10 protein-coding genes are annotated in these 11,378 nt (G+C 60.2%); 3 read left to right on the plus strand and 7 right to left on the minus strand.

All coding sequences use genetic code 11. The features are described from left to right. Positions 1–196: 196 nt before the first annotated feature. The 3 genes from WA928_RS11195 to WA928_RS11205 all read right to left on the minus strand — a co-directional run bounded on the left by WA928_RS11195 (position 197) and on the right by WA928_RS11205 (position 2,361). On the minus strand, positions 197–814 hold the full coding sequence (locus WA928_RS11195) for a DNA-3-methyladenine glycosylase (RefSeq protein WP_424303483.1): 618 nt from the start codon (positions 812–814) through the stop codon (positions 197–199). Positions 815–846: 32 nt separating this feature from the next. Then, positions 847–1,890: an adenosine deaminase gene (locus WA928_RS11200; protein WP_424303486.1), complete on the minus strand. Its 1,044-nt coding sequence runs from the start codon at positions 1,888–1,890 to the stop codon at positions 847–849. Between the two features lie 93 nt (positions 1,891–1,983). After that, on the minus strand, positions 1,984–2,361 hold the full coding sequence (locus WA928_RS11205; RefSeq protein ID WP_424303489.1) for a DUF423 domain-containing protein: 378 nt from the start codon (positions 2,359–2,361) through the stop codon (positions 1,984–1,986). Between the two features lie 106 nt (positions 2,362–2,467). Between WA928_RS11205 and WA928_RS11210 the strand changes: the two genes are divergently transcribed. The 3 genes from WA928_RS11210 (at position 2,468) to WA928_RS11220 (ending at position 5,289) form a co-directional block, all read left to right on the plus strand. Then, a complete protein-coding gene (locus tag WA928_RS11210; protein WP_424303492.1) occupies positions 2,468–4,111 on the plus strand; it encodes an isovaleryl-CoA dehydrogenase in 1,644 nt (547 codons plus the stop codon). A gap of 141 nt (positions 4,112–4,252) precedes the next feature. After that, positions 4,253–4,807, plus strand: a complete 555-nt coding sequence (locus tag WA928_RS11215; RefSeq protein ID WP_424303495.1) for a thermonuclease family protein — start codon at positions 4,253–4,255, stop codon at positions 4,805–4,807. Positions 4,808–4,809: 2 nt separating this feature from the next. Beyond that, positions 4,810–5,289 (plus strand): DUF1178 family protein, encoded by a 480-nt coding sequence (locus tag WA928_RS11220; protein ID WP_417251483.1) that lies wholly within the window; start codon positions 4,810–4,812, stop codon positions 5,287–5,289. A gap of 72 nt (positions 5,290–5,361) precedes the next feature. On the opposite strand, the gene efp is transcribed toward WA928_RS11220, so the two are convergent. The 4 genes from efp to acnB all read right to left on the minus strand — a co-directional run bounded on the left by efp (position 5,362) and on the right by acnB (position 11,088). Beyond that, positions 5,362–5,919, minus strand: a complete 558-nt coding sequence (efp, locus tag WA928_RS11225) for an elongation factor P (RefSeq protein ID WP_350380648.1) — start codon at positions 5,917–5,919, stop codon at positions 5,362–5,364. 83 nt (positions 5,920–6,002) lie between these two features. After that, on the minus strand, positions 6,003–7,166 hold the full coding sequence (gene earP / locus WA928_RS11230; RefSeq protein WP_424303500.1) for an elongation factor P maturation arginine rhamnosyltransferase EarP: 1,164 nt from the start codon (positions 7,164–7,166) through the stop codon (positions 6,003–6,005). Beyond that, positions 7,167–8,375, minus strand: a complete 1,209-nt coding sequence (locus tag WA928_RS11235; protein WP_424303503.1) for a DUF2863 family protein — start codon at positions 8,373–8,375, stop codon at positions 7,167–7,169. Positions 8,376–8,502: 127 nt separating this feature from the next. Continuing rightward, positions 8,503–11,088, minus strand: a complete 2,586-nt coding sequence (gene acnB / locus WA928_RS11240) for a bifunctional aconitate hydratase 2/2-methylisocitrate dehydratase (RefSeq protein WP_424303506.1) — start codon at positions 11,086–11,088, stop codon at positions 8,503–8,505. Between the last annotated feature and the right edge of the window lie 290 nt (positions 11,089–11,378).

Below are 11,378 nucleotides of genomic sequence, written 5' to 3' on the forward strand. Positions count from 1 at the left end.
GCTAAAGAGGCGTAAATATAACATGTTTTTTTTACACTGTCATATCTGGCCTGTTTACCGAAATCGGAGATTTGTCTGTTGCCAGGCACGTACCCAAGACCCCGGAAAGGGCAAGATAATACCACGATCCGGCAGATTTTGCGCAATACTCAGCCCCTCCCGACGGTATCGAAGCGGTCGGGTGGATGCGTGATCCTCAAGCCGGTTTATGGCGCGGCTTGCGGGTAGCAGGCCGGCGGCTGACCGCCGGATGCCCGTCGATATAAAACCGTAGTGGCTTGTCCGCCCACTCGCCTGCGTAATCCACCCCGATGCGGGGGCTGGTGGCAATCTGCCCGGCAGCCGGCGCGTTATCGCGGGCCAGCCACAGGGTGTCGCTGCACAGATCCATGCCATAGTGCTCAAGCGTGATATCCATGGCGCGGCACAGTTTTCCTGGGCCGTTGCTCTCGCCGTCAAGGCCGGTAACCGGTGCCAGCGCGCGCAGCAGCACCGCCGTGCCGCTGCCCTCAGGGCCGGTCACGGCATTCATGCAGTGGTACATGCCGTAGATCAGGTACACGTATGCATGCCCGGGGGGGCCGAACATGGCGCGGGTGCGTGCTGTGCGGCCGCGCGACGTATGGGCGGCCAGGTCAGTTGGGCCTAGATAGGCTTCGACCTCTACTACGCGGCCCACCCGCAAGCCTCGGGGAGTGGCATGAAACATCAGGCAGCCCAATAGATCAGGCGCCACCTGGATGGCCGGGCGGTCGTAAAAATCGCGATCAAGCCGCGTGCAGGCGCCCTGTATGGCATCAGAGGGCAGGGACAATCGGCGTGGCCTGGCAGCAGATGGCATGGCTCTTAACCCAGGCTGGCAGCTGCGGCCAGACGATCCATCCAGCGGGCCTTATCGGCAGCCGGCAGAAAAGACGCCTGCAGGCTGTTGGCCGCCAGGGTAACCAGCTCGTCGTGAGAGAGGTCCAGTGCTTGCGCACTGGCCACATAGTTATCCAGCACGTAGCCGCCAAAATAGGCGGGGTCGTCCGAATTGATCGTGATCATGGCGCCGGCACGCAGCAAGCGTGCCAGGTTGTGGTTGGACAGATCACTGACCACACCTAGCTTGAGGTTGGACAAAGGACAAACCGTCAGCGGCACCCGTTGCTGGATCACTGTTTGCAGGAGATCTGGGTCGTCGCTGGTGCGCACGCCGTGGTCGATGCGCTCGACGCGCAGCGTATCCAGGGCGCTGCGCACGTAGTCGGCCGGGCCTTCTTCGCCTGCGTGGGCCACGCAGCGAAAGCCCAGCTCTGCGCAGCGCGCGTACAGGCGGGCAAATTTCTCGGGCGGATTGCCTTTTTCGGCAGAGTCCAGCCCCACACCGATCCAGAGATCTGCGTACTGGTCTCGTAATGGCAGTGCCGCATCCAGCGTGGCAAGGGCGTCGGCTTCGCTGAGGTGGCGCAGGAAACTGAGCAGCAGGTAGCTGCTGATGCTCAGGGTATCGCGCGCTTCGCGCAAGGCGCGGGCCAGGCCTGCAAAAACGGTGTCGATGGCAATGCCACGATGCGTATGGGTTTGCGGGTCGAACATGATTTCGACGTGCACCAGGCCGTCTGCGTGGGCACGTTGCAGGTAGGCCATGGCCAGGTCGTAGAAATCCTGCTCGGTGACCAGAACGCTGGCACCTGCGTAGTACAGATCCAGGAACGACTGCAAATCGGAAAACTGGTAGGCATCTTTGACTGCTTGCACGTCGGCATAGGGCAGGGGCACCTGATTGCGTGACGCCAGGGCAAACATGAGCTCGGGCTCAAGAGTGCCTTCGATGTGCAGGTGAAGCTCGGCCTTGGGCAGAGCCCGCAGCCAGTTGCGCAGCGCGTGATCGCCAGAAGCTTTGGACATGGGGATTCCGGACGTTGAAACGGGCCCTTATTATAGGCCCGGGTATGGGCGCGGATTGCCACTGATCAGCTGGTTGCGATCGGGCTTGCCCGCCTATGCGCCGCCTCGCCAGGCACCCCATGCCAGGCATAGCCAGGAAGCAATCATCAGCAGCCCGCCAATGGGCGTCACGGCCCCCAGCACCCGGATGCCTGTCAGCGCCAGGACATACAGGCTGCCGCTAAAAATCAGTACACCGGCCAGCATCAGGCTGCCTGCCCAGGCCGCGGGGGTGGGCGCCAGAGACGACCACAATGCGGCCACCAGTAACAGGCCCAGGCCATGGATCAGCTGGTAATGGGCCGCAGTGCGCCAGGTTTCCAGCAGATCAGGGCTTAGCACCCGTCGCAATCCATGGGCGCCAAAGGCCCCGGCAGCCACGCCGAGTGCCAGCAAAAGGGCACCGCACAGGATCAGAATTCGTGGGGTCATGCAAAGAGTCTCCATTGGGTGGGTGCATCTGATTGTAGCGAGCCTGTTGTCACACCGGATTCACGGGTAGACTGGGTTGTCTTGCAAGGGTTTTTTGGAGGCCGTCATGGCTGTTCAGCATTCGCCGTTCGAGACACATCAGGTGGATAACCAGGTGTCTGATCTGCCCGATTGCAATCTTTTTCTGGATGATGTGGCCCTGATGCAGGGGGTGCTGCGGGAGGGCGGGCAGGCCGATGCCACCGACCTCGAATCCTGGGGGCGCCGCCTGGGGCAGGCCGATCTGGCCGTGCTGGCCGCCGAGGCCAACCGCACAGCCCCGGTGCTGCAGGCATTTGATCGCACCGGACATCGCATCGACTGGGTGCAGTTTCACCCGGGCTGGACACAATTTCTATCGCTGGCGTTTGCCCAGGGCATGCACGGCAGCGCCTGGATTGCGCCGGCCGAGGGCGCCCATGTGGTGCGTGCCGCCCATTACCTGATGCACGGGCAGGTAGAAGCAGGCTCGCTTTGCCCCATTACGATGACCAGCGCCGCCATCCCCTTGCTGGCCCGCGAGCCCTGGTTTGCCGAGCTTCAACCTAAGCTGGCCAGCCGGCAATACGATGGGCGCGATCTTCCCCTGGCTGACAAGGTCTCGATGATGATTGGTATGGGTCTCACAGAAAAGCAGGGGGGTTCTGATCTGCGCAGCAACACCAGTACGGCCAGCCCGGACAGCGATGGCTGGTTTCGTCTCACCGGCCACAAATGGTTTTTCTCGTCGCCCACCTCGGATGCCCACTTGATGCTGGCCCGCGAAGGCGAGGGTTTGTCCTGCTTTTATGTCCCCCGCTGGCTGCCCTCGGGTACGCGCAACGGTGTTCATCTTCAGCGCCTGAAGGACAAGTTGGGCAATCGTTCCAATGCCAGTGCCGAGGTCGAGTTCTCCAGTGCGTTGGGGCGGCGGGTGGGCGATCCTGGGCGCGGCATCCCCACGCTGGTGGAGATGGCCTCTTATACACGCCTGGATTGTGTCCTGGGTAGCGCGGCCCTGATGCGCCAGGGGCTGGTACAGGCCATCCACCATGCACGCCATCGCCGTGCGTTTGGCAGCAACCTGATCGATCAACCCCTGATGCGCCAGGTGCTGGCCGACCTTGCCCTCGAGTCTGAGGCCGCCACCGTGCTGGCGTTGCGGCTGTCCCGGGCGTTTGATCATCCTGAGCAGCCGGCCGAGCATGCCTTGCGGCGCATCCTTACGCCGGCAGCCAAGTTTTGGGTGTGCAAGCGCACCATCGAGGCCATGGCCGAATGCATGGAGGTGTGGGGCGGCAATGGCTACATCGAAGACGCACCTATGGCACGCCTGTATCGCGAAGCACCGGTCAACTCCATCTGGGAGGGCTCGGGCAATGTCATGTGCCTGGATGTGCTGCGTGCCATTGGGCATGCCGGGCCGCACATCAGCCAGATGATTGACGGCATGGCACAGGCCCATCCGGCTGAATCCACTTTGCGCGCGACAGCTGACCGCCTTCTGAAGGCCTTGCAGGATACCCCGGAAGCGCAACAGATCCAGGCACGACAGATTGCCCGTGATCTGGTCTTGCTGGTGCAGACCGATCTGCTGCTGCGTCACGCCCCCGATAATGTGTCTCGGGCCTTTGTGGATACCCGCCTGCAAGGCCAGGGTGGGCGGGTGTATGGTGCGTGTCTGCCGGTTCAAGCTGCTGAGGCATTGTTGCAACGGGCCTGGCCGGCTTGAAGCCGGTGCGCAGTGGTTGCGTTTGTTCAAGTTTGTACAGGATGACGGTGCTGCAGCGCCCGTTAAGAAGGTGGTGCTGTCCAGTACAATAGAGCACGGGCTGCGCCAGGTTTGCAGCCCTTTTTTGCCGGAACTCTCTCCATGCGTCGATTACTTTTCTCAGTGGCCGTACTGGCGGCGTTGTTGTCGCCCCTGGCGTTCGAGTCGGCCGATGCTTACACCTTGTCAGGTAAGGTCGTGCATGTGGCGGATGGCGACACATTAACCTTGCTGTCGGGCCGTGATCGCGTGCGCGTGCGCCTGGCCAGCATCGATGCACCCGAGATCGGCCATGGGCGTGCCCAGCCTGGCCAGCCCTATGGCAAGGCCGCGCGCCAGGCACTGGCTGATCTGGTGGCCGGTAAAAATGTGCGCCTGCACTGCTACGAGCAAGACCAATATGGCCGCGAGATCTGTGATGTCCCCCTGGATGATGGCCGCCTGGCCAGTCAGGCTCTGGTGGCCAGTGGCATGGTCTGGGCTAACCAGCAGGGACGTGGCAAGTATATGCGTGACGCCAGCTTGCCAGACTTGCAACGGCGCGCAAAACAGCAGCACCTGGGCTTGTGGCGGGATGCCAAGCCTGTGCCACCCTGGGAATGGCGCTACAAATGCTGGAAAGCGCTTGAAACGGGCGATCGCGCCCCCATTTGCTAATCATGGCACTAAAAGTATTCGACCTCGCCTGTGAGCACGACCACGTCTTTGAAGGCTGGTTTGCATCACAGGAAACCTACGACAAGCAACTGGCGGACGGGCTGGTGCGTTGTCCTGTCTGCCAAAGCAGCAGTATCACGCGGCGCGTATCGGCCCCGCACCTTAATGTCAGCCACCTGCGCAGCCAACCCACGGCGGCCCAATCGCCGGCAGGGCAAGGTCGTGCGGCCGTGGCCGCGCCCTCCAGCCAGCAACTGGCACAGCTGCAGGCCGAGGTTTTGCGTCAGATCCGCCAGGTGGTGCGCCAAAGCGATAACGTCGGGGCCCGCTTTGCCGACGAAGCCCGGCGCATGCACACCGGAGAAATCGAAGAGCGCCCCATCCGTGGCACGGCATCTGTGGAAGAGTGCCAAGAGCTTGTAGAAGACGGCATCTCCATCATGCCGATTCCAGACATTCTGGACGACGACCGTTTGCAGTAAATAAAACTGTACCGGTTGGATGCAAAAACGGGGCAATCGTGCCCCGTTTTTATGTGCTGCCGATGCTGAAAATTACATCACGCGGCTACGGTACTCGTTGGTGCGGGTATCGATTTCGATCTTGTCGCCGATATTGCAGAACAGTGGCACTGCGAGCTCGTAGCCGGTGTTGATCTTGGCGGGTTTCAGCACCTTGCCCGAGGTGTCGCCCTTGACGGCCGGTTCGGTGTAGGTGATTTCGCGCACGATGATCGTGGGCAGCTCGACAGAAATGGCACGGCCTTCGTAGAAGACGACTTGAACCGTCATCCCTTCTTCGAGGTAGTTCAACGCGTCGCCCATGCTTTCGGATTCAACTTCGTGCTGGTTGTATTCTTCGTCCATGAAGGCATACATGGGATCGGCAAAGTACGAGTACGTGCATTCTTTGTTTTCGAGGACGACTTGTTCGAATTTTTCGTCGGCCTTGCAAACAGACTCGCTGGCGGTGCCGGTAAGCAGGTTTTTAAATTTCAGCTTCACCACCGCAGCATTGCGGCCAGATTTGTTGTACTCGGCCTTTTGGACTACCAAGGGGTCGCTGCCAACCATTACAACGTTGCCGACGCGCAGTTCTTGGGCGATTTTCATAGGGTAAGACTCCGGGGGAAAGACATGCCCCGAGCATGAAAAACGCGTTTCGAGGCAAAGCAGGAAAAAATTAACTGTGTATTCTAACGCGTCTGGGCGTGTTGCTGGTAAAACCGCAGCAACTGGCTGGCCAGATCAGGCTGTGTGGCCAGTTCGTCAGACCACTGCTGCGCACGGATCTGCCAGGCTTTCCAGCTTGTGGGCGCCAGTGCATCCGCCAGGCACTCAGCCATCTGGGTGGGTGGGTGGGCATGGCTGGACAGACTGGTACAGCCGGGCGGGCCGGCGTTCCATGCCCGGATCAGGGCGCTGGCTGCCGTCGGCAGTTGCGCCCTTTGCAGCCAGGCCTCCAGTTTTGTCAGATGCGTGTCTTCGGCCTGCGGGTAAATGTGCCACACCAGGGGCGCGCCTGCCCAAAGTGCCCGCACCAAAGAATCCTCGCCGCGCACAAAGTTCAGATCGCAGCACCACAGCAGATCATCAAACTGCGCCTGCGGCACGAAAGGCAAGGTGCGAACCTGCAGGTTTCCCGTGATTGATGCATCAGTGTGCCGGTTTCCTTCACCCTGTGCAGCAGTTGCCGCGCCGCCGACGTGTGTGCCCGCCAGTAAAAGACAGGTGGGGGTGTCCATCTGAGCCAGCGCCGCCAGCAAAGTGTCTATGGGTGCGCCCGGATAGCAAAACAGCAAGATATAACGCGCGTCCACCGGCAAGGTGTCGATAGGCCAACCGGTGATCTGCGACAGCCGCAGCCGGCGATCCATCCCGAGCGCCTGACGACGTCTGTCCAGCAGATCTGGCTCTCGTAGCAGCCCACCGCTGGCCGCAGTGAAACCAGGAAAATAAAAGTACTTGGCAACCCTGTTGGGTTGCAGGGAGGGCAGGCCGTGATAGCCCTCGATCCAGGGCTCTGCGCTCAGGTACTCGAGATTGATCCACAGGCTCTGTGTCTGGGCCAAAGATGCCTGATAAGACGTGGGCAGGGTGCAGGCAAAAGCTTCGATCACCAGGCCATTGGCTGGGGCCTGCGCCTGCGCAGCTAAAGACCAATGAACAACCTCGATGCCGTGCACATGCTGGTGCAGCACTGTTGCGTCCAGTGCGGGCGCCAGCCGGGCCAGTGTGGCGAGATCATCAATCCAGAGCCGTACCCGATGGCCCAGCGCTGCGTACTGTTGTGCCAGACGCCAGCACACGCCAGCATCACCAAAGTTGTCGATGACCTGGCAGAAAATATCGACAGGCATTTAGTGAAACTGGACGGGTTCGGGATCGATTTCTTCGGGGAGCTCGGGGTGCTGCATTTCGCCCAGCATATTGGGAAAATACGGCGTGCCGCAATCGTCGCAGAACTCGAGCGGATGCAGGCCGGGCAGGCGCCGGATGTCCTGGATGCCGGATTCTCGCAGCAGCGCTGCCAGCGTGTCCCAGGTGTCTACTTCGCCTTCTGCGGCCTCGCTGAGATCGGGGGTGGCTTCTTCCCGGCTAAGCGATGGCCAGACGCATCCGTAGATCACATCGTTGTTTTTACGTGTGCAAAAACCGATGCGATATTCTTCGATAGCTTGCTCGCCGCAGCCCACAATGGCGGCACGAAGATCGGTGGCGGCAATATGCGCGGCCGTTTGCAGCCAGGTGATGGCGGCCTTTAAGGTAAGCGGCCGAATGCTTTGATCGGCTTGCCGGGTGGCTGTATAAAAGGCTTCGGGCGGTAGGTATTCCATCAGACAGCCTGTAAACAGGGGTTCGATGGCTTGCACGCACGCCTGCGCCCACTGTGAGGCAACCTCGGTGCGTTTGACCAGGCTGTCTTCGCCCGTATCCTGCCATTTGAACAGGGCCTGGCCCTGCGGCACGATCACCACACCAATCAGGAAATATGCATCCGCCAGCAGGTCTTCGGGCGTGTCTGCCGGTGGCAGGCCTGGAAGATCGCGCCGCGTGCCCAAGGTGTGTTGGGCAATCTCTGTGGCCCATGTGCGGGTTTCACGAAACGACTGCGGAAGTTGATCGAAACGCACCCAATGCGGCAGCAATTGCAGTTGCGCACCGGGCGCCAGCACAATGCCGGTCATGGCGTCGGATAACGCCTGCAAGTGTGACTCCGTGAGTTGCGCGGCAGGCAACTGGTAGCGCGTCCAGGCCAGTACTGGGGCTGAAATCAGCTGCACGTCGTATGACTGATTGTCGTGCGTCAGGTTAAAAGACTCTGAGTACGCCTCGGCGTGCTCAACCAGCAGCTCGTAGGCCGGCGAGCGATGCTGCAGCAAGTGCTCGAGTGCGTGCTCGATACTATGCCCAGCGCGGCCACCGAGCACTTTAGTGAGCGCCTTGGAAAGCGCTTGCTGCCACCAGAGGTCTTCCAGCCGACTGCCTGAACGGGAGAGAGACTCGGCCAGAGACACCAGCGACAGCGACGTCCGGGACAAAGAAGAAGATCGGGATCGGGCGGGCATGAGAAACCGGGAAAATGGGACACACTGAATAGACCCATTAGTGTAGCGCGTTCAAGCAATCAGCCCCGGCATGTCGTGTAAACATGCCGGGGCTGAGGGGACGCCCGAAGCGGGCGGGAGCTACCTTTTAGGCTTGAACCGTATTGGCGACTTCGGTGAAGTCTTCAATCTGGTCGAAGTTCATGTAGCGGTAGATATCCTGGCTATCTTTAGCCAGCAGCCCCATTGCTTCCAGGTACTCGTCACGGGTGGGAATGCGGCCCAGGCCCGAGCAGATCGCTGCCATCTCGGCCGAGCCCAAGAACACATTGGCGTTTTTGCCCAGACGATTGGGGAAGTTGCGGGTGCTGGTGGAAAACACCGTGGCACCCTCGCGCACTTGGGCCTGATTGCCCATGCACAAGGAGCAACCTGGCATTTCCATGCGTGCCCCGGCCGTACCAAAGGTGCCATAGTGGCCCTCTTTGGTCAGCTCGCTGGCATCCATCTTGGTGGGTGGCGCGACCCACAACTTGGATGGCAGATCGCGCTTGCCTTTAAGCAGAGCTGCGGCGGCGCGGAAGTGGCCAATGTTGGTCATGCAGCTGCCGATGAAGACCTCATCGATGGCCGTGCCGGCTACATCAGACAGGGTTTTGACATCATCAGGATCGTTGGGGCAGGCCACGATCGGCTCTTTGATTTCAGCCAGATCGATGTCGATGACCGCTGCGTAATCCACGTCTGCATCGGGCTCTACCAATTGAGGATCGGCCAGCCAGGCTTCCATGTTCTTGATGCGGCGTGCCAGCGTGCGGGCGTCTTCGTAGCCGTTGGCGATCATCCATTTCAGCAGCGTGATATTGCTGTTGAGGTACTCGATGATCGGCTCTTTGTTCAGGCGTACCGTGCAGGCAGCTGCCGAGCGCTCAGCCGACGCGTCGGAGAGCTCGAATGCTTGCTCGATTTTCAGGTTGGGCAAGCCTTCGATTTCGAGAATGCGGCCCGAGAAAATGTTTTTCTTGCCCTTTTTCTCGACTGTCAGCAAGCCCTTCTTGATGGCATACAGCGGAATTGCATTGACCAGATCGCGCAGTGTCACGCCCGGCTGCATCGTGCCCTTGAAGCGCACCAGCACGGATTCGGGCATGTCCAGCGGCATTACACCCGTGGCGGCGGCAAACGCCACCAATCCCGAGCCGGCCGGGAAGCTGATCCCGATCGGGAAACGTGTATGCGAATCACCGCCCGTACCCACCGTATCCGGCAGCAGCATGCGGTTAAGCCAGGAGTGGATGATGCCATCGCCCGGGCGTAGGGCCACCCCGCCGCGTGTGCTGATAAAGGCCGGAAGCTCGTGGTGGGTTTTGACGTCCACAGGCTTGGGATACGCTGCCGTGTGGCAGAACGATTGCATCACCAGGTCGGCCGAGAAGCCCACGCAAGCCAAATCCTTAAGCTCATCGCGCGTCATGGGGCCGGTTGTGTCCTGGCTGCCCACCGATGTCATGCGCGGCTCGCAATACGTGCCCGGGCGCACCCCTTGGCCTTCAGGCAAGCCACATGCGCGGCCCACCAGCTTTTGTGCCAGCGAAAAGCCCTTGCCTGTATCTACGGGAGACTCGGGCAAACGGAACAGCGTCGTGGCCGGCAAGCCCAACGATGCGCGGGCCTTGGCCGTGAGGCCGCGGCCAATAATCAGCGGAATCCGGCCACCGGCGCGAACTTCATCCAGCAAAACTTCAGACTTCAGCTGAAACTCGGCAATTACCTGACCGTTTTTCAGTGCCTTGCCCTCGTAGGGGCGCAGCTCGACGATGTCGCCCATATCCATGCCCGACACGTCGAGCTCGATAGGCAGCGCACCCGAATCTTCCATTGTGTTGTAGAAAATCGGGGCAATCTTGTTACCCAGACAGACGCCACCAAAGCGCTTGTTGGGCACGAACGGGATATCTTCGCCGGTGTGCCAGATAACCGAGTTGGTGGCCGACTTACGTGACGAGCCGGTGCCCACCACATCACCCACATAGGCCACCAGATGGCCTTTTTCTTTCAGCTGATTGATCAGCGTGATCGGCCCCACTTGGCCCGGGGCATCCGGCGTAATTCCATCACGCGGGTTTTTAAGCATCGCCAGTGCATGCAGTGGGATATCCGGGCGGCTCCAGGCATCTGGTGCCGGCGAGAGATCATCTGTATTGGTTTCGCCCGTCACCTTGAACACGGTCATCGTCAGGCTCTCAGGAACCTCCGGGCGGCTGGTAAACCACTCGGCATCCGCCCAGCTTTGCAATACAGCCTGTGCGTGGGCATTACCGCCCTTGGCTTTTTCTTCGATATCGTGAAACGCATCGAATACCAGCAGGGTTTTCTTCAGCCCCTCGGCTGCAACCGGTGCGAGGTCTGCGTGGTCAAGCAGCTCGATCAGGGCGCCGATATTAAAGCCCCCCAGCATCGTCCCCAGAAGTTCGGTGGCATGCTTGGCGCTAATCAGCGAGCAGGTTTCTGTGCCTAGTGCCAGCGCCGCAAGGTAGGAAGCCTTGACCTGCGCGGCATCATCAACACCCGCCGGCACACGGTGGGTAAAGAGATCCAGCAGGAATTGTTCCTCGCCCGCCGGAGGCGCCTTGAGGAGTTCGATCAGATCGGCAGTTTGCTTGGCTGTCAGTGGCAGTGGCGGCACGCCAATGGCTTCGCGAGCAGCGGCTTCGGTGCGGTAGGAATCCAGCATTAAAGTACCCCAGAAAGGAGGGTTTGAGAATGCCGCCATTTTAAAGAAGAAGCGCCAATCAGGCAACAGTCTTATATAAGATATAAGAGTAGGTGTCTGGTTTTTGTATTGTTCTTTTGTAGGGTGTCGTTGTTGTGGCTTCTTTGTATGGGTATTTTCACTGCCACTTCTTCATGCGGACATCGTTGGCGTTGTTTCTTTGGGTAGGCTTCATCGATGCGGGAGGGTGCCTGGGGACACAGGTCGCAATTCGGCGGCTTCGCCGGGGATGTGGTGGTAGGCTCCAACAG

It is taken from the genome of Castellaniella sp. (assembly GCF_049651205.1).
Lineage (GTDB): Bacteria > Pseudomonadota > Gammaproteobacteria > Burkholderiales > Burkholderiaceae_B > Castellaniella.